The organism is Plantactinospora veratri (assembly GCF_036421995.1).
Taxonomy (GTDB): Bacteria; Actinomycetota; Actinomycetes; order Mycobacteriales; family Micromonosporaceae; genus Plantactinospora; species Plantactinospora veratri.
Window position 1 is genome coordinate 1 of record NZ_JAZGQL010000042.1, and the last position, 24,085, is coordinate 24,085.

The following is a 24,085-nucleotide window of genomic DNA, read 5'->3' on the forward strand; positions in this document are numbered from 1 at the left end:
CGGTCCTGGTGCAGGACCGGACCGGCGGAACCGCCTTACTGGGGCGAGAGGGAAGGGGCCCCTCCGGTAGGACGGCCGGAGGGGCCCCTATTCCGGACCGGTCGGCCGGCCGACCCGGGTGCTCAGCTGGCCGGATAGCTGGTGTAGTCCGGGAAGTTGCCGTACAGCCGCTGCGCGGAGGAGTTGACGGTGACGGCCTGCACCAGCAGGTCGCCGCCGACGAAGGCGCCCTTCCAGGAGGCGCCCCGGCCGCCGAACGGCTCGTCCCGGTCACCCCGGGACCGGGGCCGGTTGATGCCGACCTTGAACGCCTGGAGGTCGACGGCGAGCTTCGCCGCCGTCTCCTCGTCGTCGCAGGCGAGACTGGCCACCAGGGCGCCGTTGCTGGCGTTCATCGCGGCCAGCAGTTCGTCGGGGGTGTCCACCACCACGATGGTGTCGACCGGGCCGAACGGCTCGGTGTGCATCAGCCGGGACCGGCCGGGCGGAGCCAGCAGCACCGACGGGGCCACGTACGCCGAGGTGTCCTGGCCGGCCAGGAACGGCGCCCCGGCCAGCCGCCCCCGGTACAGCGGCACGGCTCCGCCCCGTACCGCCTCGTCGACCTTGCGGCGCAACTCGTCGGCCTTGGCGGCGCTGATCAGCGGGCCGAAGTCGAGGTCGGGCAGCGGGTCGCCCTCGGCCCAGTCCTCGTCGACCGCCAGCGGGTGACCGAACCGGACGGAGCGGACCACCGGCAGGTACATGTCGAGGAACTGGTCGACGAGTTCCCGCTGCACCACGAAGCGCGGGTACGCGGTGCAGCGCTGCTTGCCGTACTCGAAGCCCTTCTTCAGGTGCTTGGCGAGATTGTCCCAGTCGGAGAACTCCCAGATGCCCCAGGCGTTCAGCCCCTCCTGCTCGATCATGTGCCGCTTGTCGGTGTCGAGCAGCGCGGCGGCGACCTTGCCACCGTTGGAGCGGCCGCCGACGAAGGCCACCGCGCCGATCTCGGGTGCCCGGACCAGCACCTCGGAGAGTTCCTCGCCGCCGCCGCTGAGCAGGGTGGCGGGCAGCCCGGCCCGGCGCATCAGCGCGTGCGCCACGGTGAGGCAGACGGCACCGCCCTGGGACGGCGTCTTGGCGATCACCGCGTTGCCGGCGAGCAACTGCACCAGTTCGGCGTGCACCAGCACGCTCATCGGGTAGTTCCAGCTCGCGATGTTGCTGACCGGACCGGCCAGCGGTTCCCGGCCGTCGGCCAGCATCCGGTCGATCTCCTCGACGTACCACCGCACGCCGTCCAGGGCCCGGTCCACGTCGGCGCAGGCCAGTCGCCACGGCTTGCCGATCTCCCAGACCAGCAGCAGGGCCAGCAGGTCCCGGTGCCCGGTCAGCGCGTCGAGGGCCTCGACGACCCGGGCCTTGCGGTCGGGCAGCGGGGTGGCGGCCCAGTCGCGGTGCTCGTCGGCGGCGAACGCGACGGCGGCCCGGGCCGACTCCGCGTCCAGCCGGGCGAGGTCGACCAGCACGGTGTTGTCCACCGGGGTACGCACCGGGCTCGGCGTACCGAGGGACTGCCAGGCACCTTCGACCAGGTTGCGCAGGGTGACGGTGCCGCCGGACCGGTCGGTGTCGTGGGTGAACGCTTCGGGGGTCGCGTGGACCGCCCGGGCCAGGGTCTCCGGCCAGGTGGTGCGGTCGGCAAGGCGCAGTGCCATCGCTGTCTCCTCGGAGTTGTCGGCCGGCTGACCCGTCGATGTGCAGGCTTGCCAGCGGCCGGAACGATCAGCGCGCGGCGGCGTCGATGGCACCGCTGATCTGGGGTTTTGTCTCCCTGATCTGGCCGTACCTTCTCCCGGGCCGCGCGGCGGCGGCAACCGTACGCTCGTATCCCAGGACGCGGGTTCCGCCAGTTGGCCCCGATCTCCGCCGGGCTGAGTCGTTACTCAGCACCCTGAGCTGGGAGAACGTCGCACTCCCATCGAGAGAGCTGGATGGTGTGAGTATCGTCAACGGGTAGGAAAGGGCTTTCCTATAGACTTCCCGGCGACCGGGTGCTCGGTGTGCCGTCGCCGGTGTCGCCGGTTTGGGTCCTTCACAAACCGGCAATGGCGCGGTTACATTGTTGGCTATCCATGGGAGCGCTCCCGGGGTTCCGATGGACCGAGATCCACCCCCTCGCACCGGCACCACCGCAGCACGGTTTTCCCAGGCCCAGCACCCGCGTCGTGCACCGCGCAGGGAGAGGGGCGGATGCGCCCACATCCGCCCCTCGTGTCCTCCGCTACGCGTCGCCGCGCGCGGCTCCACGGACAGGAGCAATTCTAGTGCGCGACCGCATCGCCCCGGCCCGGCCGAACGGGCAACGTCCCCGGCCTGGTCCCCGGCCCAAACCAGGCGCCCGGCAACGCCTCGACGGTCGGCAGCGACCAGACGGCCGGCAGCGGCCCGACCGCGGCCAGCGGCCGGGCCGCTGGTACCTCCGGGCGGTGACCGCCGGCGCCACGGCGCTGGCGGCCGCCGCCGCGCTGGTCCTGACCGGGGCCGCCCCGGCCGCCGCCATCCTGCCCGCCGGCACGACGACCGGGGCCGGACCGGCGCCGGCCGCCGCCCCAGCCGTCAACTACGCCGAGGCGCTCCAGAAGTCGCTCTACTTCTACGAGGCCCAGCAGTCCGGCGCGCTGCCCGACTGGAACCGGGTCTCCTGGCGCGGCGACTCGGCGCTGACCGACGGCTCCGACGTCCGGCTCGACCTCACCGGCGGCTGGTACGACGCCGGCGACCACGTCAAGTTCGGCTTCCCGATGGCCTTCAGCGCCACCATGCTGGCCTGGGGCGCCGTCGAGTACCGCAGCGGATACCAGGCCTCCGGGCAGCTCCCGCACCTGCTCAACAACCTGCGCTTCGTCAACGACTACTTCATCAAGGCGCACCCCTCGGCGAACGTCCTCTACGGACAGGTCGGCAAGGGCGACGACGACCACAAGTGGTGGGGACCGGCCGAGGTGCTGCCGATGGCGCGGCCGGCGTACAAAATCGACGCGAGCTGTGGCGGCTCGGACCTGGCCGGCGAGACGGCGGCGGCGATGGCCGCCTCCTCGATGGTCTTCCGGCCCACCGACCCGGCCTACGCGGACCGGCTGGTCACGCACGCCCGCCAGCTCTACAGCTTCGCCGACACCGTGCGCCGGGCCTACCACGAGTGCATCACCGACGTGACGAACTTCTACCGGTCCTGGAGCGGCTACCAGGACGAACTGGTCTGGGGGGCGATCTGGCTCTACCGGGCCACCGGGGACGCCAGCTACCTGACCAAGGCCGAGAGCGAGTACGACCGGCTCGGCACCGAGCCGCAGCAGAGCAACCGGCTCTACAAGTGGACGGTGGCCTGGGACAACAAGCAGTTCGGCGCGTACGTGCTGCTGGCCAACCTGACCGGGAAGCAGAAGTACGTCGACGACGCCAACCGCTGGCTCGACTACTGGACCGTCGGGGTGAACGGGGAGAAGGTGCGTACCTCGCCGGGCGGGATGGCGGTGCTGGACACCTGGGGCGCGCTGCGGTACGCCGCCAACACCGCGTTCGCGGCGCTCGTCTACAGCGACAAGACCACCGACGCGACCCGGAAGACCCGCTACCACGACTTCGCGGTCCGGCAGATCAACTACGCCCTCGGCGACAACCCGCGCAACTCCAGTTACATGATCGGCTTTGGTGCCAACCCGCCGAAGAACCCGCACCACCGCACCGCGCACGGCTCCTGGTGGGACAGCATGCAGGTGCCGGAGGCGACCCGGCACACCCTCTACGGGGCCCTGGTCGGCGGCCCCTCCGCGCCGAACGACGCGTACACCGACAGTCGCAGCGACTACGTGATGAACGAGGTCGCCACCGACTACAACGCCGGGCTCACCTCCGCGCTGGCCCGGCTCGTCTCCGAGTACGGCGGCTCGCCGCTGGCCGGCTTCCCGCCGACCGAGCGGCCGGACATCGACGAGATCACCGTGGAGACCACGGTGATGCAGGCCGAGCCGAGGGCCACCGGGATCAAGGCGATCGTCTACAACAAGTCCGCCTTCCCGGCCCGGGCGCTGACCGACTCCGCTTTCCGGTACTACTTCCGGCCCGAGGGGAGCAGCGCGATCCAGGTGACCAGCGGCTACACCCAGGGCTGCCCGGCGCCGACGGCCGCCCGGCAGCTCTCCGGCGACATCTGGTACGTCGAGGTCGACTGTTCCGGCTACACCATCGCCCCGGCCGGCCAGTCGGCGCACCGGATGGAGGTGCAGTTCAAGATCGGCGTACCCGAGGGCGGCACCTGGGATCCGACAAACGACCCGTCGTACCAGGCCGCCGCCGGGCCGAACCCGAAGGTGGCGCTCTACGAGGGCGGCTCGCTGATCTGGGGCGCCGAACCGGCACCGGCCGCACCGGACAGCACCGCGCCGAGCGCGCCCGGCACCCCCACCGCTGCCACGGTGACCGCCACCGGTGCCACCCTGAACTGGACCGCCGCCACGGACGACGTCGGGATCGCCGGCTACGACGTCTACCGGGAGAACGGCGCCAGCGACCTCCTGCTCGGCTCGGCGGCCACGCCGACCTTCGCGGTGACCGGGTTGGTCGCCGAGACGACGTACCAGTTCTACGTGGTGGCCAGGGACGCCGCCGGCAACCGCTCCACGGCGTCCTCGCCGGTCTCGGTGACCACCAGTCCGGCCGGGACCGGCGACACCACCCCACCGGGTACGCCCGGCACCCCGACCGCCTCGGCGGTGACGGCGGCCGGAGCCACGTTGAGCTGGACCGCCCCGACCGACAACGTTGGCGTCACCGGCTACCGGGTCTACCGGGAGGGCGGCGCCACCGATGCCCTGCTCGGCTCGCCGAGCACGCCCACGTTCCCGGTCAGCGGGCTGACGGCCGGCAGCACGTACCAGTTCTACGTGGTCGCGGTGGACGCGGCCGGCAACGTCTCGGCGGCGTCGGCACCGGTCTCGGTCACCACCCCGAGCGCACCGGCCGGCGGCTGCCGGATCGGCTGGACCGGCAACGACTGGAGTACCGGGTTCAGCGGCACCATCACGATCACCAACACCGGGACGAGCGCGGTGAACGGCTGGACGCTCGCCTTCGCCTTCGCCGCCGGCCAACGGATCAGCCAGGCCTGGTCGGCGACCGTGACCCAGTCCGGTACGGCGGTCACCGCCACCAACGTCGACTACAACGGCACGCTCGCCCCGGGCGCCTCGACCAGTTTCGGATTCAACGGCACACACACCGGCAGCAACCCCCGGCCAACGTCGTTCACCCTCAACGGCGTGGCCTGCGCGACCGGCTGATCCGTCCCTTGGCCGGTCCCCGCCGGGGCCGTCGGGCGGTACCAGCAGGCTGCCCGACGGCCCCGGTCCGGTGCACGGGCTATCCGTGCAGCGGTTCCCGGGCCTTCGCGGTCGCCTCGTCGAGCCAGTCGAGATACCACCGGGCAAAGCCGACCCGCTCGCCGTGCGGGCCGGCCAGCGGGCTGAAGCCGCCGTCGTCGGCGCTGTCGTCGGCCCACATCGTGCCGCGCTCCGGGCCGCTGACCACCAGCATCTGCCGGTACGCACAGCCGAGGTGGCACAGGTAGACGCTGCCCACGGTGTGCTTCGGGTCGTACGCCACCCGGTCGTGCAGTTCCCAGTAGGCGTCCTCGGCCGCGTTGAACTCCTCGACGCTGCCGAAGTCCTCCTCGTCCGGCGGCTCCGGCAGGTCGGCCGCCGGGTTGAACGGGCCGGTGTGCGGAAACGGCTCGGCGAGGGTGCCGGTCTCGGTGAGGTCCGCGCCGTCACCCTCCCAGCGCCAGCGGCCGTCCACCCGCCGCAGCGGAAACAGCCCGTAGTACGGGCCGGCGCCGCCCCGGCCCACCGCCAGCAGGAAGTCGCGGTAGTCGTCCGGCAGCCGTACGCCGAGCTGCTCCTCCAACTCCGCCAGCTCGGCCGGCTGGAGGGGCGGTTCGAGTAGCCACCGGTGGCCGTTGGCGCCGAAGACCTCGGCCTCGGGCGTAGCGGAGAGCGCGGCCACCCGGCCGCGCACCCCGGACCAGTCGATGTTCGTCACGGGCCGGACCCTATCGGGGCGGTCCGACGGATTTCCGGCCACTCTGTGGTGGCACCCGGGCCCTGCCCGTCGGTGGTCCGGCCGGTCCATCATGGCTCGGGGCCGGTCAGAGTCCGCGCTCGGCGGCGAGTCGGTCCACCGCCTCCTTCGCCTCCCGCAACCCCTCGCCGGTGGCCTCCCGGTACGCCTTGACGGCCGCGATCTTCTGCCCCCGCTCGAGCTGCGCCAGCACCTCCGGCAGCGCCGGCTCGGGCAGGGCGAGGCCGAGATGCCCCATGACCACGTCGAGTTTGGCCTCGACCCGGCGGAGCCGGGCGGCGGTCTCCCGCTGGCGCCGGCCGGCCGACGACAACTCCGTCATCACCAGCACGAGGAGTGGGACGGCGACGACGAGAATCAACCAGGAATCCATGGCACGGTATTCAAGCAGGTGACGTGGGAGTTTCCCCGACAGGTCAGCGCGGGGCCGTGTCGCCGGTGACCGCGCGTGTCGCCCGTCCGGCCGGCGAGGACCGTCCGGGGTGGACGTCCCCGCCGCCGGTACCCGAGGCAGGGTGCCGGCGGCGGGGCCTCGTCGATCCGGTCGTCAGCGGGTGCGCAGGCCGTACCCGTACGGGAAGAGCGGGCGGTAGTTCCGGTCGCCGACGTTGATCGGCACCTGCGCCTCGCTGCGCGGCCAGCTCACCGAGAGCCTGCCGGTGAACGGGCGCCGCCCGAAGAGCACGTCGGCCACGCCGGCACCCTCGCTGCCGGGCAGCCAGGAGGCGACCAGCGCGTCCATCTGACCGAGCTGGTCGGTGACCACCTGCGGCCGGCCGGAGACGACGAGCACCACGCAGGTGTCGATCGCCCCGCAGACCTTGTCGACGACCGCCTTGTCACCGGGCTGGAGGGAGAGCGACTTCTCCTCCTGCTGCGGCGTCGTGCACCAGGTGCACTCCGGGCCGCCGACGTCACCGAAGCCCTCGGTGTACGGCGTCTCGCCGACCACGACGACGGCGACGTCCGAGCCGGCGGTCGGAGCGGAGCCGTCCGCACTGTAGGTGACCTTGGCACGCGGCGCCACCTCACGGATCCCCTCCAGGATGGTGGTACCCGGGATGATGTCGCCGGAGGCACCCTGCCAGGTGATCGTCCAGCCACCGGCCTGGTTGCCGATGTCGTCGGCGTTGCGGCCGGCGACGTAGATCTTCGCGTCCTTGCGCAGCGGCAGCGCCCGGTCGCTGTTCTTCAGCAGCACCTGCGACTCGGCCACCGCCCGCCGGGCCAGTGCCCGGTGCTCGCGGCTGCCGACCTCGTCGAGGTCGTCGGCGGAGGCGTACGGGCGCTCGAAGAGACCGATCTCGAACTTGGCCCGCAGGATGCGGCGTACCGCGTCGTCGATCCGGGCCTGGCTGACCCGGCCGGCCCGTACCTCGGCGAGGAGCAGGTCGATGAACTGCTTGGCGTTGTTCGGCACCATGAACATGTCGATGCCGGCGTTGACCGAGGTCCGCACCTTGTGGGCGGTCAGCCCGGCCACGGTCGGCTCGTCCGGGTCGGGGATCTGGTGGATGCCCTCCCAGTCCGAGATGACGAAGCCCTTGAACCGCTGCGCCCCCTTGAGCACGTCGGTGAGCAGTTCCTTGTGCGCGTGCATCTTGACCGGGTTGCCGACGCCGTCCTCGATCCAGTCCACGCTGGAGAAGGAGGGCATCACACTGTCGACGTCGTGCCGACGCAGTGCGGTCCAGAACGGCGCGAGGTTGGTCCGGGCGAAGTCGGCCCGGGTGGTGACGGTGACGCCCTGGTCGATGACGTACCGCTGGGAGCCGGGCGGGAGGCTCTCGTTGGCGTCGGCGGCGGCCTGGTCGTACTCGGTGTCGCCGTCCCCGGCGTAGTGCTTGACGGTGGCGAGCACACCGGCGTCGCGCAGCCCGTCGACGTAGCTGCTCATCTCGCCGACCAGCTTCGGTTCCTCGCTGAACGCCTCGTAGGCCCGTCCCCAGCGCTCGTCCCGGGAGACGCAGAGGCAGGGGGCGAAGTTCCACGGGATGCCGGTGGCCTTCACCTCCTCGCCGGTGGCCTTGCCGATCTGCCGGACGAGTTCCGGGTTGCGGGTCGCGCCGAGACCGATGTTGTGCGGGAAGACGGTCGCGCCGTAGACGTTGGAGTGCCCGTGCACCGCGTCGACGCCGTAGATGATCGGGATGCCCAGCCGGGTGCTCATCGCCTGCCGCTGGAAGTTGTTGATCATCGACAGCCAGGCTTCCGGGGTGTTCGGGGTGGGGACGGAACCACCGCCGGAGAGCAGCGAGCCGAGGCCCCACTGGGCGACCAGCGTCGGGTCGGCGTCGACCGCGAGCCGCTCGGCCTGGGCCATCTGGCCGACCTTCTCCTCCAGGGTCATCCGGCGGAGCAGGTCGTCGACCCGCCGGTCGATCGGCAGCCTCGGGTTGCGGTAGTCGGGCTTCCCGCCGTGCCCGGCCACGGAGGCGGCGTCAGCGGGGGCCGCGGCGGCCGTGCCGGGGGGCAGCAGCGAGAGGACCAGCAGGCCGGTGAGCATCGTTATCATTGGGGTTCGGATTCGCCAGTGTGGACGCATGAAATGCCCTCCCAGGACCGATCGGGGTACGCGCCAGGCCCGATCCTCCCGGTGTCGATAAGGCAACGTCAATATCGAACGGTAAAGCTTGCTGCGAGAGAGCGCTCTATCCGGGTGTTTATGCTCGATTTTGTCCATTATTGCCGGGCACCTTGGTGATTGCTCACCCCCCAGTTCACGGTTGACCCGGAGGTGCTGCACCAGTTCGCCACCGGTGCGACGGACGGGGCGACCGACCTCGGTGACGTACCCCCGGTGCTACCCCGACCGGGGGGTGGCGCTGGCTCCCGGGAGGGAGGTGCCGGACCGCCGGCCCGGGCACCGTGGACCTCGAACGCCCGGACGGGCGGGAACGAGGAGGAGACAATGAGGACGACAGGAAGGCGCATCGCCGTGGCGGCGGCAGCGGCCGCGATCGTGGCGACCGGGACGGGAGCGTCCGCCGCGCCCGCGTCCCCGCCGGGACCGGTGGCCCGGGTGACGGGCTCGGCGGAGATCCGGCTGCCGTACTGGCCGGACAGCGACGTCCGGTCGTTCACCTTCGACGCCGTCGGTACGCCGTACAGTCGGCCGATGCCGGGAGCGCCGGAGGGCCTGCCCACCGACGCGACCGGGACGGTACGCATCTCGCACCGGGTGGCCGAGGCGGGCGTCACGATCAGGATTGCGGCCCGGGTCGACTGCCTGGCGACCGGGCCCGGCGTCGCCACCCTGACGGCGGTGGTCACCGAGGCGGACGAGCCGGTGCGGGACTGGGTCGGCAAGCGCCTCGGCTTCAGCGTCTACGACGCGGGCCGGCACGGCACCGACCGGATGGGCTTCTCCTGGTCGGTGGTGAACGGCGAGCAGGACGAGAACGGGGAGTGGGTCGAGGCGGGGGTGGGCACCTGCATGGGACCCGGTCCGTTCGCCCCGGTCACCCGAGGCGACTACACCGTCCGGCACCAGGACCTGCTGCCCGTACCGACCGGGGGCTGACCGGCCGACGCGCCGTACCTCCGGTCCGCCGGCTCCGGCCACCGGCCCGAGTCCATCGCCCGGGTGTCGCCGGTCCGGGTCGGGCGGACCGGGGGTGGGCAGGTGCGGACCGGGGGTGGGCGCGGCGGCCCGGTGTGGCGTACGGAGACGTCCGTCGCACGGTGTGGATCGACGGTTGACACCGCGTCGATGCTCGATCAAGATCTACTTTGTGCGAAGCGCCCTCCTGACCAGGCGGGGTCACATCGACCTGCTGCGCGTCGCCAGCGCCGCCTGTCGACCGTCCCTCTGACGCCGGGCTCCATCTCCGTTCCGCCGCACCGGCGGCGTGCCCCGAACCGTGGGTCTCCGGCCCCGCGGTGGCGTCCGTCCGCGCGGTGAATTCCCCCTCTCCCGACAGGAGTACTCTCCTTCATGCTCAGACGTCCCCGTCATCGGCTCGCCGCCGCGGCGGTCGCCGCCGCGCTGCTCGGCACGGCGGTCTGGACCGGCCCGGCGGCCGCCTCCGCGCTGCCGGCCGTGCCGCCGCGCCCCGTCGACCTGCACGAGATCAAGGGCTACCCCCGGCAGAACGTGCTGCCGGTCTGGCCGGACAACCCGAACGACGCGTCGATCCCGATCGGCGTCACGCCGTACGACGAGATCGCGCCGAAGCTGAACGCGCTGCAGAAGGCCAGCGACCGGGTCTCCGCCCGGGTGGCCGGAAAGTCCTCCGGCGGCCACGACCTCTACGCGGTCACCGTCACCGCGCCGGAGAGCCGCGCCGAGGCGCGCCAGCAGGAGGAGTGGAAGCGCCTCATCGAGGAGGAGCCGGTCAGGGCCCGCAACGACCGCCGGCTGCTCCGCGACTACAAGACCCCGCTCTTCGTCAACGCCAACATCCACGGCAACGAGTGGGAGGGCACCGACGCCGCGCTGCGGGTCATCGAGGAGTACGCCACCAGCACCGACCCGGCGGTCGGCACGCTGCTGAAGCGGAACCGGCTGGTCTTCAACATCACCTCGAACCCCGACGGCCGGATCGCCGGCACCCGGCAGAACGCGGCCGGCTACGACCTCAACCGCGACCTGACCATCGTCGCGCAACCGGAGACCAACCTGATCCGCGAGCTGATCGTCGACACCAAGCCGATCATCACGCTCGACCTGCACGGGTACGTCAACCCGACGCTGCTGCACCCGAGCACCCCGCCGCACAACGTCAACAACGAGTACGACCTCTACATCAAGCACGGCCTGCCGAACGCGCTGGCGATCGAGGAGGGGCTGCGCGACCTCGGCTACCCGGAGACCCAGCGCGCCCGGATCCCGTTCCGGGACGACGAGCCGGGCGTCTGGGACGACTTCCCGCCGATCTACGTACCGTCGTTCGCGATGTTGCAGAGCAGCATCCCGTACACCATCGAGGCGCCGCTGAACCCGCGCGGCAACCTCACCCCGGAGGAGAAGGTACGCCGCTCCGGCATCAACACCGACGTCCACGAGGTGGCGATCAAGACCTCGCTGCGGTACATCCAGGAACACCGCGACCAGGTGATCCACGACCAGGCCGAGGTCTACCGGCGCGGCTGGGCCGGTGAGCCGCTGCGCGACATCCCGGACGGGTACGTGCCGGGCTGGGGACCGGAGGACGACTACCGCACCACCTTCCCCCGGGGGTACGTGATCCCGACCGGCCCCGGCCAGCACTCCGAGCCCGCCGCGGCCCGCCTGGTCGACCTGCTGGTCGGCAGCGGCGGTCGGGTCTGGCAGGCGAAGCAGGACTTCCGGGCCAACGGCAGGTCCTACCTGGCCGGGTCGTACGTCATCGACATGCACCAGCCCAAGCGCGGCCTGGTCAACTCCCTGCTCGAACCCGGCATCGACCTCACCGGGCGGGTGGACGACCTCTACGCCGGCCCGGCCGCCTGGAGCCAGGGGCTGACCTGGGGCGCCACCGTCGACACCCTGTGGAACCGCCTCCCCGACGTACGCCTCGGGCGGACCTACGACGGCACCGCCGACGGTGAGCTGCCCAGCGGCCACGTCGACCTGCGACTGGACATCCAGGACGGTGCCGACCTGCTCGCGGTCAACTCCCTACTGGACAGGGGCGTCAAGGTCCACCGGCTGGCCGACGGCTCGGTCGTGGTACCCGGTACCCCGACCAACCACCGGCTGGCGCGGGCCGAGGCCCGCGAACACGCGGTCACCTTCACCCGCGCTCCGGCCCACTGGCGGGGCACCCCGCTCGACGAGGTGGTGGTCGGCTACCTCGGCACCGTCGAGGAGCGGGACACCCTGCTCGACACCGGGTTCTCAGCCCGCGCGCTCACCGCGACGACCCTGGCCACGGCGTTGACCGGCGACGTCGACGTCCTGCTGGTGGCGAGCAACGTCAACCTGACGAGCCTGACCCCGGAGAACCGCGCCGCGCTGGACGCGTTCCTGGCCCGGGGCGGCGGGGTCGTCGGGCTCGGCACCGCCGGGGCGGGCTTCGGCAACGCCACCGGACTGCTGCGCGTCACCGCCACCGCCGGGGCCAGCCTGGCCAGCGGGGTGGCGAACATCGTCAACCGGGGCGGGCCGGTGACCGCGGGTGCGATCCCGCACGCGTTCATCAACGAACCGGTCTGGTTCACCGACCTCGGTGCCGGGGTCACGGTGGAGCAGTCGTACGCCGCCGACCCGCTGCTCGCCGGCTGGTGGGCGGCGAACGAGGCCGGCACCACCGGCCAGGCCGCGGCGGCCGGGCAGGCCAGCATCGTCCGTACGGTCAGCCCGGGCGGCAACGGCGTGGTGCTCTTCGGTACGGACCCGACGTTCCGGCTGCACCCCAAGGGGCTGCACTCGCAGTTGGGCCGGGCCCTGCTCTGGGCCGCCCGACGCTGACCCGATCCCGCGCAGCGGCTGGGTACGGGGCCCGGGTGCCGATCGGCGCCCGGGCCTGCCCTGTCCCGGGCCTGCCCCTGTCCCGGGCCCTGTCCCGTCCCGGACCGGAGCCGGTCGGCACCGGCGGGTCTGCCCCGCAGCTTCGCAGACCCGCCGGCCCCGACCGGCTCCGGTGCGCACCTGCCCGGAGCCGTGGACGTCGTACTCTCGGCAAGTGAAGCGGACCGGAGTACCGCCGGGGCGGTAGCCGCGCCGCGATGGCACGAAATCAGGAAAAGGGCGGAGGCCTACTGGCCGGTGCCGGTGCCGGTGCCGGTGCCGGCGACGCCGAGGCGATGCCGCTGCCCGGATTCGTCGTCACCGACCTGCTGCTGCTCGCCGAGCGGGGCTCCGCCGACTGAGCCTGGAGCCGGCGGGACGGAACCGCCCGGCGGGGGGTGCCCGGGTTGACCGTCGGCGGATCGGAGGCGAAGCCCGCAAGGACGGAGAAGCAAAGGCGAAGCCAGCAACGACGGAGAAGCAAAGAGGAAGTCAGCAAGGACGAAGAACCAGAGAGGTCGATATAGGCTAATATTCGAAGCATGGCTCTCCCGACGGAACCGATCGGAAGCATGCCCCGACCACCGGCCCTGCTCGCCGGCCTCACCGACCACGCCGCCGGCCGGATCGGACGCGACACCCTCGACACCCTCTACGACGAGGCCGTCCGGGACACGATCGCCCGGTTCGAGGCGCTCGGCTCGCCGGTCGTCACCGACGGCGAACAACGCAAGCCGAGCTTTGCCACGTACCCCCTCGACGGGTTCGACGACCTGGCCCCGGACGGTGTCGTCATCCCGTTCGCGGACGGGCACACCCGGCAGCTGCCGAGACTCACCGGCGGACCGTTCCGCTACGCGACCCGGTCCGAGAGCTACCTGCGGGCCGCGCAGCGGCACGCGACCGTACCGGTCAAGCAGGCGGTGATCGCACCGTCGGCGCTGAGCCTGCTCTACCCGCCGGAGGGCATCGACGGGTACGACCGGGCGGCGTTCCTGGACGACCTGGCCGACGAGGCCGAGGCGGACATCCGCGGTGCCCTGGCGGCCGGGGCGCACCGGGTGCAGCTCGACTTCACCGAGGGGCGGCTCGCCGTCAAGCTCGACCCGTCAAAGGGCGTGCTGGACTCGTTCGTGGCGCTCAACAACCGGGTCCTCGACCGGTTCAGCCCGGAGGAGCGGACCCGGATCGGCGTACACACCTGCCCGGGCGGCGACCGCGACTCGACGCACAGCGCCGACGTCGACTACGCCGACCTGCTGCCGAGCCTCTTCACGCTGCGGGCCGGCGTCTTCTACGTACAGTTGGCCAGCGAGCCCGAGCCCGACAAGGTACTGGCCACGATCGCCGCCCACGTACGCCCGGAGCAGCGGGTCTTCGTCGGCGTCGTCGACCCGATCGATCCGGTGGTGGAAACCCCGGAACAGGTCCGCGACCGGGTGCTGCGGGCCGCCGAACACCTGCCGCCGGAGCGGCTCGGCACCTGCGACGACTGCGGGTTCGCACCGTTCGGCGACGACGTGTCGACCTCGCGGGAGACGGCGTGGGCCAAGGTGCGGGCCCGGATCGAGGGCACCGCGCTGGCCGCCGAGCGGTTGGGGGTGTGACCGAGGAGCCGGGTCGCCCCGAGGCTGAGCCCGAGACCTGGTAACGCCGGGACCGGGTACCGCCCGGATCTGCGGTGCGGGGATCAGCGGGCCGAGGCGGTCTCGCCGCACCGGTCGCACCAGTTGACCGTCTCCGTCGACATCGTCACAGTGTCGCCGAAAGCGCCTTGACCGGCATCTTCAGCTCGTCGAGCAGCGCCAGGTCGTCGCCGGCCGGCCGGCCGAGCGTGGTCAGGTAGTTGCCGAATCGACCACGCCTCGCACACGGCTGGCGGCCGGACGAGATCGGCGGCACCTTCGTACTGACCGGCACCGGGCACGCCGAGGCGCTGCCGCTGCCGGGGTTCGTCGTCACCGACCTGCTGCTGCTCGCCGAGCGGGGCTCCGCGTCCGGCGGCTGACGGTGCGGGCGGCTGACAGCGTGGCGGCTGACGGCCCGGGGGAGGGAGGACGCCTACCGTGCGCCCTCGGCCACTCACCGGATCGGCAGCGGCATCGTTTCGACCACGGCCGGTCGGGCGTTGTCGATCAGCCCGGATTCGGCGGTCGTGGCGGCAGCCAACCGGATGAGGGTGGTGCCGGCGCCGACCCGGCCGGCGTCCCGGTCGTGCGGAGCCGGCGGCGACACGAGCAGGTGCAGCCGGGGCGCCAGCAGTGCCGTGACGGACCCGGCGTCCCGGACGGCCCCGGGGGCGGCCTCCGCGACGGGATGGCCGATCAGCCCGGCGGTCAGCCAGCCGCCCGAACGGTACCGGTCGAGCCGCCGGGTGAGCCAGTGCGTCTGGGCGTCCCCGACCATCCCGTGGTGGTCGGCCGGCCGATGACTGAGCGCCATTGTCGAATTGATTCCGGCGATCACCAGATTGAGGTCGGGCATCTCGAACACGCTCCACGGCTGATGCCGATCGAATGCTGGCCCGGCCACCCCGTCGTACAGTTCGGCGAAGAACCGAAAATAGTGTCGCCACTTGTCCCAGTACGGCGGCTGCGGTGTCACCTCGTCCGCCTCGCAACTGGCGAAGTAGGCCCGGCAGGCCGCGAGGTTGACGTCCCTGGGGCCGGGCACCACCGCGACGCGGTGCGGGTCCAGGTCGAGGATGCCGCGCAGCCGGGTCAGGAAGGTCAGTACCTCGTCGAACTCGCGGATGCCGCCGGCCGCGGTCAGGTTGCCGCTGATCAGCAGCGCGTCCGGTCGGGTGCCGCCGGCGGCGACCAGCCGGTCGAAGCCGACGCTGAGCGCTTCGAGCAACTCCTTGGCCTGCTGGTGCGGGACGGGTTCCCCGGCGGGCTGGCGGGCGAAGCGGGGGCCGGGCAGGTGCAGCAGCGTCACCTCGGCGTTCGTGGTCCGGGTCGCCGGCCGGTCCGGTGGATAGTGCGGCGGATGGCGTACCCGCAGCCGGGGATGGTGCGCCGCGACCTGCGGTGGTGGCCGCCCGGCCGACAGGTCGTGCGTACCGGTCGCAGCCGCGTGCTCCGGCCGCCGGCCGGGAGTTGCCGGAAACCCGGGCCCCACCGAGGGTTTCGCCCGCCCGCGCACCGCCTCGCCGACCCGGCGCAGCAGCCGGTGCCGGGCGTCCCGTTCGTCGGCGGCGCCGACCAGGTCGACGTAGGTGATGGTGGCCAGCAGCCCGTCCGGGTCGAAGTCCTCGATCCGGACGGTGATCAGCCGCCGCTGCGGGTCGTCCGGCGAACTCCGGAACGCCGCCTGCCATTCCAGCCGGCCGTAGCGGGAGTTGAGATAGTTGTTCGACAGCACCGCGATGACGGCGGCCGACTCCCGGATCGCCCGGTCCATGAAGTCGATGAAGTTCGTTCCGGGTACGAAATCCCACGCCTGCAGGATCGTCCGGTAGCCCGCGAGTTCCAACTCCCACGCGATCCAGGTCGCCCACCGCTCGTCCGCCGGTGAATAACTGATCAGAAAGTGAGCCGCACCGGCGGGGCGTCCGAACTGGGCGGTCATACGGCCAAGTCTGCCCGGCCGCCGGCCGTCAGGTGAACGTCATTCCGTATTGACGTCGATGTCTGCTGAGCGGATGGTGAACGGCACCCCGTCGCCGGCGCCGGTTCCTGCCGGGGCCGGTCAGCCTTCGTCCGCCGCCGGACGCCGGGCGGTGGCGACCAGCGAGCCGCCGAGGCCCGGGAAGAGCCGGGCCAGCAGCCGCGACTGGAGCCAGCGGTCCCGCCCGACGCGGACGCCGACGTAGTTCGACCTGATCGCCACGTCGACGAAGCCGGCGGCCCGCAGCATCCGGCCCAGCAACTGCGCGGTGAACGGGCGGATGTGCAGGTGCAGGTAGCGATGCATCGGATCGATCTGGCGGGGGGAGCGGCCGAAGAGGAACCGGATCCGATCCTGCAGGGTGGCCAGGTTCGGCGTACTCAGGACCAGCGCGCCGCCGGGCCGGAGCACCCGGGCGATCTCGGCCAGCAGGTGCCCGGGGTGGTACAGGTGCTCGATCAGTTCGGCGGCGACGACCCCGGCCGCCGAGCGGTCGGCCAGCGGCAGCGGCCGGGTGACGTCCAACTGGATCGGGTGGTGCCGGCCGTCCTTCAGCTCCGCCAGGGCCGACCAGGACAGGTCGGCCACCACGGTCGGCCGGCGCAGTTCGGGCAGCCCGTCGAAGACGCTCTGCGCGCCGGATCCCAGTTCCAGCAGGATTCCGGCCCCGGGGGCCCCGGCCGGGCCGCCGTGGGCGTCGGCGGCCCCGGCGGCGTCGAGTCGGTGGACGGCGTCGATCAGCGCCTCGCCGATGAGCTGGCGGCGTACCGCGTGGTACGGGTCGTCGAGGTAGGCCCGGGTCGACCTGCCGTCGCCGTAGCAGCGGCGGTTCGCCTCCCGCGCGGCGGCGGGGCCGCCGCCGGTCACGGTCGGCCGGAGGGCACCAGCCGGTCCGCCGTGCCCACCGCCAACCGGTCGAGCGCGGTCCGGGCCAGCGAGATCGTCTCGGTACGGCTGTGCAGCCGCCGGGTCAGTCGGTGCGCGGGCGTGTCCAGGGCGCCGAGGGTCAGGTCCGGCCGGTCCGGGTGGTGCCTGCCGAGCACGACGGTGGCGGCGGGAGCCCCGCCGGCGATTGTCGACGCGTGGAACAGGCCGGCGGTCAACTCGTACGCGCTGCCGGCCGTCCAGTAGTCCGGTGCACCGGCCATGGCGTCCACGGTACGCGCGGTCGGGACCAGCCGGTCACCGGTCGCCGTGGTGCGGGTGTCGAAGACCCGGTACGTGCTGCCGGGCACCACCGTCACGTGCTGGTTGCCGACCACGCCGTAGAGGACGTGACTGAGCAGGTCCCAACTGTGGCAGTGGAACGGCGAGACGGAGAGCCGTACGGGTGTGCGGCGCTCGCCGAACAGGTGCACACAGATCCCGTACGCGCCGTCGCGCAGCACCGGCAGGCAGGCGAAGCCCAGCGGGTGGCGTACCGCGGACAGCATCGACTCGCCGTTGGCGATCGGATCCAGCCAGGTGGTCCGGACCAGTTCGGCGACCCGGTCGGGTGGCCCGGTCCGGATCGCCCGCTCCAGCGTCGCGTAGTTCATCGCAGTCACTTCCTCAGGAACGCAAATATTGTTCATGTTCAATCAGGGCACGACATCCGGGATGGCGGTTCCGTCAGGCCGGGCTCAGTCGTGCAGCGGCGCCCCGGTGGGCACCCGGCCCACATCGGCCAGGTACGGGTCGAGTTCACCGATGTCGAACCGGCACACGCCCGCCACATGCCAGAAGTCGGCCGAGACCTCACCCTCCGACTTGTGCCGCCCGTTCGGGGTGAACGCCGCCCAGGTCCGGTCGGAGAGGCCCAGCAGGGTGGACCGGTGCCTGGCCGTACCGTCCGGCGCCAGCTGCCACAGCCGGACCGTCCCGTCGGTGCTGCCGCTGGCCAGCAGGTCGCCGCGCGGGCTGAACGCCACCGACCAGATCCGGCGGCTGTGCCCGGTCAGCTCCTGCACCCGCTGGCCGGTCTGCACGTCCCAGATGTCGACCACCTCCTTGTCACCGGCGGTGGCGAGGAACCGCCCGCCGGGATGGAAGGCCGTCGTCCACAGCTTGCCCCGTCCCGGCTGGAGTACCCGCAGCCTGGTCTGCGCCTGCGGGTCCCACAGCACCACCGTCCCGTCGACACTCGCCGAGGCGAGCATCCGCCCGTCGGGGCGGTAGGCCAGGGAGAAGATCCGCCCTCGGTGCGCCTGCGGCAGCACCCGCACCCGGTCGGCCGCCAGATCGTGCAGGCGAACCAGCTCGTCGTCCGAGCCGCTGGCCAGCGTCGTGCCGTCCGGGGAGTACGCCAGGGCCCGGACCCGGCCCCGGAAGTCGCGCAGCCAACCGACGGTGCGCCCGGTGGTGCGGATCAGCAGTTGCACCGAATCGTCGTCGTTGGCCGTCGCGATGTGGTCCCCGTCCGGGCTGAACACCATGGCCCAGACCGCGTCGCTGGCCATCTCCAGCTGCCGCCCCTCCACCCCGGTCACCGCGTCCCAGAGGTACACCCGCCCGTCGTTGCTCGCGGTGGCCAGCAGGTTCGGCTCGGCGCCGAAGACGACGGAGACCAGCTTGTCCATCCGGTTGGAGGCCAGCACCCGCCGGCACTCTCCGGCGTACGGGTCCCACAGCCGGACCAAACCGTCGTTGCTGCTGGTGGCGAGGAGCGACCCGTCCCGGTTGAAGGCGACCGCCCGCATCTGCCGGCCGTGGCCGCGCAGCACGGTGGCGGACTCGCCGGTACGGGTGCTCCACACCTTGGTGGTGAAGTCGTTGCTGCTGCTGACCAGCCGTTCACCGTCCGGGCGGAACGTGATCGGCCACACCGACGCGTAGTGCCGGTCCAACTCGTGGCGGACCTCGCAGGTCTCGTCGTCCCAGAGCTTCACCCAACCGTCGCTGTCGCCGGTGGCGAACATGGTGCCGCGCGGGCTGAACGAGACCCGGTAGACGGCCCCGGTGTGCCGGCCCAACTCCCGGCCGACCGGCGGGCCGCCGTCCTGCGGCAGGTCCCAGCGGCGGACGGAGCCGGTGACGTCGGCGCTGACGATGCGCCGACCCGACGGGTGGAAGTCGAAGGTGTAGATCGCACCCTCGTGCCCGGTCAGCCGGTGCAGCAACCGGCCCGTCCTCGGGTCCCAGAGCCGTAGCACCCCGTCCTCGGCGCCGCCGGCCAGGCAGGTACCGGCCGGGTCGTGCCGCATCCAGTACGTCAGCTTCTCCTCCGACTCGACGCGCTGGTGCAGTTGGCCGGTCCGCAGGTCCCACAGCCGCACGACGGCACCGTCGTCACCGGTGGCCAGCATCGAGCCGTCGGGGTTGAACGTCCCGGTCCAGACCGGTGCCCGGTGGCCGGGCAGTTCCCAGCGCAGCTGTCCGGTCCGGACGTCCCAGACCCGGACCACGCCGTCGGAGTCGCCGGTCGCCAGCAGGGTCCCGGTGCTGTTGAACAGCAACGGCCACACCCACTCGCGGTGCGGGGAGAGCACGTGCAGGCATTCGCCGGTGGTCGCGTCCCAGAGGCGCACCACGCCGTCCTGGGCGCCGGTGGCCAGCAGCGGCTCGGTGGGGCTGAAGTTGACCCCGTACGTGCGCCGGTCGTGCCCGGTCAGCGTGCGCAACGGCCGGTTGTCCCGGGCGTCGCAGATCAGCACCGAGCCGTCCTCGCAGCCGATCGCCAGCAGCGCGCCCTCGGCGTCGTATCCGACCGGACGCGGCAGCCGGCCCTCCTCGAAGCCGAACAGGACGCCCAGCGCGGCCGGCCGGACCGCGGTGGTCAACGGGCTGCCGGGCAGCACCACCGCGCCCGCCCGGCGCAGCCGGTCGAGCGCGGCCGGTTCGGCCTTCGCGGACACCACCGCCGCGCGGCGCCACCGGATGTCGGCCAGCGCCGTGCCGGTCAGGTCGGTGGTGAGGATCCGGGCGTCGGTCAGGTCGGCCCCGGTCAGGTCGGCGCCCGCGAGGTTGCTGCCCACGATCTGGGCACCGGTCAGGTTCGCGCCGGTCAGGTCGGCCCCGGACAGGTCGCTCTCCTCGATCGCCACCCCGGACAGCCGGGCCCCGCGCAGGGTGGCACCGGCGAGGACCATGTCCGTCAGCCGGGCGCCGGTCAGGTCGGCGTCGGTCAGGTCCGCCTCCGGCCACGCCCGCTCGGTCAGGTGCAGCCCGCTGAGCAGCGCGGAGCGGAGGTTGAGCCCGGGAGACGCGCTGAACCGGGCGATGATCCGGCCGGCGTTGGTCCTGGCGGCCGGGGTGGCGTCGCTGTCGTTCAGCACCCTGTCCGCCCAGTCCCGGCAGAGCGACGGCTCGGCCAGGTCGCACAGGAAGTCGATGGTGAGCTGGGACAGCGGATGGGCGTGCAGCCGGTCGCCGTGTGCGTGACCGGCGGCCAGGTCGTCGGCGAGATGCCGGGCGACCAGCCATTCGGTGACCGAGTCGTGGATGAAGCTGAAGACCCCGTCGTCGGTGCGGATGAGCAGGCTGCCGGCGCCGATGGCGTGGGTGATCTGTTCTGCCGACAGGTGCCGGCCGGCGAGATCGGTGAGCGTGCCGGCCAGATCCTCGATCTCCTCGATCCGGATCAGCGCCTCGCCGCGCTCCCACAGCCGCAGCGCCAGCGCGGTGACCGCCTCGAAGAGGTCCGTGGCGGCCAGGCCGACCGGTACCCCCCGGATGTCCTGGGTCCGGTCGCCCTCGTAACCGAGCCAGGCGCCGATGATCTCCTCGTAGAGCCGGGCCGGGCTGATCGTGCCGCTCGCCGCCGAGACCGCGCGCAGCCGGTCGGTGGGCAGGTCGGCGATGAAGCCGAGCATCCGCGGGTTGGTGGCCAGCGGCATCAGCCCGGGGATGCCGGCCAGCAGTTCCAGCCGCCGCTCGACCTCCTCGACCTGCCCGCCGAACCGCTGGATCAGCAGGGTGCGGATCTGCTCGGCGGAGAGGTGCGACAGGCTCAGGACGCGTCGCTGCGGGAGGCTGCCGATCTGCGCCTCCATCGCGGTGGCGACCTGGGAGTGGGCGGCGAAATGCTGCGTCCGGCTGGCCACGATGATCTTCGCCTGGCCGCGGGCGGCGGTCAGCAGCGTACCCAGGTGGTCCGCGGCCCGGGCGTAGGTGGCCCGGGCCACCAGCTCGTCGAAGCCGTCGAAGATCAGGACGATCCGGCCGTGGTCCAGCATGTACCGGAAGGCCGGCAGGTCGATCTTGTCGTGCCCGTGGTTCGCCAGGTGCGCGGCGACGTGCCCCTCCAGCGTGTTCGCCTTGTCCGACGCCCGCAGGTCGATGAGGATCGGCAGCACGTGCGGCAGCTCGGTGCTGATCCGCCGGCTCAGCTCGCGCAACGCGAAGGTCTTGCCCCGCCCGAAGTCGCCGAGCAGCAGGATGAAGCGGCCCTCGTCGCCGCCGACCAGCTCCAGCAGCTCCCCGACGACGTCGTCACGGGTCTCCTCCCTGGCGTCACGGCGGCGTCCGTCGGCGTGGGTCTTGTCCACGAACCGCTGCGGGACGTACCCGTCGGGGGGATAGCGGGGGTCGGCCAGCAGCGTCTCGGCCTGGGCCCGCAGGTAACCGGTGAGGTCGAGCAACCCCTGGAACTGAAGGAAGCTGCGCAGCCGCACCTTGCGGCGCCGGGCGTAGTCGCGCAGCGCCTTCGCCGGCTCCGTTCCCTGGTAGACGAGTTCCGACTCGACGTCGGGGTCGGCGCCGTGCACCTGCTCCAGGAAGGTGTCCACGTCGTGCTCGGTGACGGTACGCACGCAGGCACCGATCCGCAGTTGCCGGGCCCGTCCGCCGTCCGCGTAGGTGACCCGCAGGTACGGGAAGGGCCCCTTGATCCGGTGCACCACCGCACCCGGATGCCGGGCGACGCAGACGTCGGCGATCTGGTCCAGCAGCAGGCGCCGGGAGTCGAGTTCTTCCCAGTCCGAGTCGGCCCGTGCCCAGCCGTCCCCGAAGCGGGCCATGACCCGATGGGCCGACGAGACCGGGAAGGTGTTCTCGGCGGCGTGCCACGCCACCGCCACCGGCTCCGACCACCGGGGCGGCTCGACGGCGTCACCCTGGTCGGCCAGCCAGCAGCCCTGTTCCCGGTCGAAGCGGCGGCCGAGCCGGACCAGGCCGTCCTCGGTCAGCCGGAGCAGCTGGTAGCGGCCGGCCGCCTCCGGCCCGGGCGCCGCGCCCAGCCCGAAGGTACGCAGTCCGGAGCGCAGTCGTCCGCCGGCCGGCGCCTTCTCGTCGCCGTTACCGTGCAGCAGGAGGTTCAGCCGCTGACCGAGCTGCCGGTCGAGCAGGTCGGCGTCGGCGAGCCGGTCGTACGCCAGCGCGGCGCGGCCGTGCGGGTCGTGGTGCACCACGCCGATCCGCAGCCAGCCCCGCTCCTCGTAGGTGGCCAGCGACTCCGCCAGCTGCTGGGCCTGCTCCGGACCGATGCGCCCGGGCCCGCCGCCGGAGTCGGCCGGCTCGGCGTCGATCGTGGAGTTGAGGCCGGCGACCGCCACCCGGAGGTCGGGCAGCTCGAAGAGGCTCCACGGATGTTCCTTCTGCATCCGGACGACCTGGTGCCGGTCTTCCGGCCAGGCGTCGAACAGGGTGGCGAAGTGCCGCCAGTTGTGCCAGTACGGCTTCACCGGCGGGACGTCGTCGGCCTCGCACTGCGCCAGGTACGCCCGGGCCGCCGCCTCGTTGACGTCGTGCTCGCCGGGCACGATCGCGATCCGGCCGAACCCGATGCCCAGGTGGTCGACGAGTCCTTCCAGGAAGGTCTTGACCATGTCGAACTCTCGGGGCCGGCCGGTGACGGCGAGGTCACCGCTGACCACGACCAGATCCGGCCGCGCTCCCGACAGTTCCCGGGTCATCAGGTCGAGATCCGTACACAGTGCCTGGAGGATCTGCTCGTGGAAGCCGGGCCGGACCGGGGAACCGAACGCCTGTCCCGGGGCGATCCGCAGCTGGGAAAGGTGTAGCACGGTGATCGAGGTGTCGGCGGTGAGCTGGTCGAAGGTGACCCCGAGCGCCATGGCCAGCACGTGGAGTTCCTCGACGTCGATGCCCCGCAGCCCAGCCTCGATCTTGGCGATCGTGCTCCGGGACAGCGACGGCATGCCGAACTCTCCACACTGCTCGGCGAGCCGTCGGGCGGACCAGCCACGTTCGTCGCGTAGCCGACGGATCCGGGCGGCGATGATCTTGGTCAGCTCCGGCCTTTCCATACGCCGACACCTCCTCCGGACGAGTTCCTCCACTGTAACGGCGTCTTGCTCCATCAGAGAGCAACCATCTGGGTGGTTTTTGCTGGCTCTCCCCGGATGGGTGACCGTAGTCTGGGGTAATCAGGCGAGAGGACACGCGAAGTGACCTTCGCGGTTACGTTGTGCAACACCTCTGCTCGTCGTAGCCTTAACGTGTTGCTCCCCTACAGAACAACCTCCGATCCCCCGGGAGGAGGCACAGTGAGCGCTCCGGCGACCAACAGCAACGATCGGGAACGGCGCGGCCGGAGCGCCGTCGGGCGCGGGCGGTCGAACTCGCACGACGACAGGCCGCCGAGGAACGAACTCGAACTTCGGCACCACCACCTGCGCCGGGCGACCGAGGACGAGACGACGAACCGGCTCTACACCCGGCTGCGCTGGCACCAGGCCGCGATAGCCGTCGTCTACACCGCCGCGGCCCTGCTGCCGGTCGTCGTGGTCATGGGAATGTCCAAATGGGCCGGCCTCTCCGCCGACCAGATCATGCAGCTCGCCCTGTTCGCCAGCGGCGGAGCCGGAGCCGGGGCGACGCTGGGCTGGCTGATCCGGCGGCGTGGCGGCGGGACGCCCACCGACGGCCGGGCACCCTGACCGAGCAGGTCGAGCGGCAGTGGACGCAGCACCGGAGCTGACCCGTGGGTCGACGGCGGCCGGCGTCCGGAAGGAGCGAGCGACCCCCGGTCGGCACCGACCGGTG

General features: G+C 72.1%; 15 protein-coding genes. 7 read left to right on the plus strand and 8 right to left on the minus strand.

Features of this window, described 5'->3' with window-relative positions:
* Positions 1-122 precede the first annotated feature (122 nt).
* A complete protein-coding gene (locus tag V1634_RS34995) occupies positions 123-1,700 on the minus strand; it encodes an aldehyde dehydrogenase family protein (RefSeq protein WP_331211909.1) in 1,578 nt (525 codons plus the stop codon).
* A 771-nt stretch (positions 1,701-2,471) separates the two neighbouring features.
* Here V1634_RS34995 and V1634_RS35000 point away from each other — a divergent pair.
* Positions 2,472-5,324: a glycoside hydrolase family 9 protein gene (locus V1634_RS35000; RefSeq protein WP_407951912.1), complete on the plus strand. Its 2,853-nt coding sequence runs from the start codon at positions 2,472-2,474 to the stop codon at positions 5,322-5,324.
* Positions 5,325-5,403: 79 nt separating this feature from the next.
* On the opposite strand, the gene V1634_RS35005 is transcribed toward V1634_RS35000, so the two are convergent.
* The 3 genes from V1634_RS35005 to V1634_RS35015 form a co-directional block, all read right to left on the minus strand.
* Positions 5,404-6,081, minus strand: coding sequence for an SMI1/KNR4 family protein (locus V1634_RS35005; protein WP_331211910.1), 678 nt, complete (start codon positions 6,079-6,081; stop codon positions 5,404-5,406).
* Between the two features lie 106 nt (positions 6,082-6,187).
* A complete protein-coding gene (locus tag V1634_RS35010) occupies positions 6,188-6,493 on the minus strand; it encodes a ribosomal protein L7/L12 (RefSeq protein ID WP_331211911.1) in 306 nt (101 codons plus the stop codon).
* Between the two features lie 174 nt (positions 6,494-6,667).
* A complete protein-coding gene (locus V1634_RS35015) occupies positions 6,668-8,665 on the minus strand; it encodes a glycoside hydrolase family 3 protein (protein WP_407951914.1) in 1,998 nt (665 codons plus the stop codon).
* Between the two features lie 366 nt (positions 8,666-9,031).
* Here V1634_RS35015 and V1634_RS35020 point away from each other — a divergent pair, with 366 nt between their 5' ends.
* The 5 genes from V1634_RS35020 to V1634_RS35040 all read left to right on the plus strand — a co-directional run bounded on the left by V1634_RS35020 (position 9,032) and on the right by V1634_RS35040 (position 14,561).
* Positions 9,032-9,643, plus strand: coding sequence for a hypothetical protein (locus V1634_RS35020; RefSeq protein WP_331211913.1), 612 nt, complete (start codon positions 9,032-9,034; stop codon positions 9,641-9,643).
* Between the two features lie 414 nt (positions 9,644-10,057).
* Positions 10,058-12,514, plus strand: coding sequence for a M14 family zinc carboxypeptidase (locus V1634_RS35025; protein ID WP_331211914.1), 2,457 nt, complete (start codon positions 10,058-10,060; stop codon positions 12,512-12,514).
* A gap of 257 nt (positions 12,515-12,771) precedes the next feature.
* Complete coding sequence (locus tag V1634_RS35030; RefSeq protein ID WP_331211915.1) at positions 12,772-12,915, plus strand: hypothetical protein; 144 nt, start codon at positions 12,772-12,774, stop codon at positions 12,913-12,915.
* 180 nt (positions 12,916-13,095) lie between these two features.
* Positions 13,096-14,160 carry a cobalamin-independent methionine synthase II family protein gene (locus V1634_RS35035; RefSeq protein WP_331211916.1) on the plus strand — a complete coding sequence of 355 codons (1,065 nt, stop codon included), beginning with the start codon at positions 13,096-13,098 and terminating at the stop codon, positions 14,158-14,160.
* Positions 14,161-14,399: 239 nt separating this feature from the next.
* Positions 14,400-14,561, plus strand: a complete 162-nt coding sequence (locus V1634_RS35040) for a hypothetical protein (RefSeq protein WP_331211917.1) — start codon at positions 14,400-14,402, stop codon at positions 14,559-14,561.
* Between the two features lie 74 nt (positions 14,562-14,635).
* Here V1634_RS35040 and V1634_RS35045 read toward each other — a convergent pair whose 3' ends face one another.
* From V1634_RS35045 to V1634_RS35060, 4 genes are all read right to left on the minus strand, one after another.
* Complete coding sequence (locus tag V1634_RS35045; protein WP_331211918.1) at positions 14,636-16,123, minus strand: TIR domain-containing protein; 1,488 nt, start codon at positions 16,121-16,123, stop codon at positions 14,636-14,638.
* A 120-nt stretch (positions 16,124-16,243) separates the two neighbouring features.
* Positions 16,244-17,029 carry a methyltransferase domain-containing protein gene (locus tag V1634_RS35050; protein WP_331211919.1) on the minus strand — a complete coding sequence of 262 codons (786 nt, stop codon included), beginning with the start codon at positions 17,027-17,029 and terminating at the stop codon, positions 16,244-16,246.
* The gene (locus tag V1634_RS35055; protein ID WP_331211920.1) at positions 17,026-17,700 is read right to left on the minus strand and encodes a hypothetical protein; all 675 of its coding nucleotides are present in this window, start codon (positions 17,698-17,700) and stop codon (positions 17,026-17,028) included. The genes V1634_RS35050 and V1634_RS35055 overlap by 4 nt, the downstream gene beginning before the upstream one ends.
* An 84-nt stretch (positions 17,701-17,784) precedes the next feature.
* A complete protein-coding gene (locus tag V1634_RS35060; RefSeq protein ID WP_331211921.1) occupies positions 17,785-23,346 on the minus strand; it encodes a pentapeptide repeat-containing protein in 5,562 nt (1,853 codons plus the stop codon).
* A gap of 240 nt (positions 23,347-23,586) precedes the next feature.
* On the opposite strand from V1634_RS35060, the gene V1634_RS35065 reads away from it, so the two are divergent.
* Positions 23,587-23,979 (plus strand): hypothetical protein, encoded by a 393-nt coding sequence (locus V1634_RS35065; protein WP_331211922.1) that lies wholly within the window; start codon positions 23,587-23,589, stop codon positions 23,977-23,979.
* Positions 23,980-24,085 lie beyond the last annotated feature (106 nt).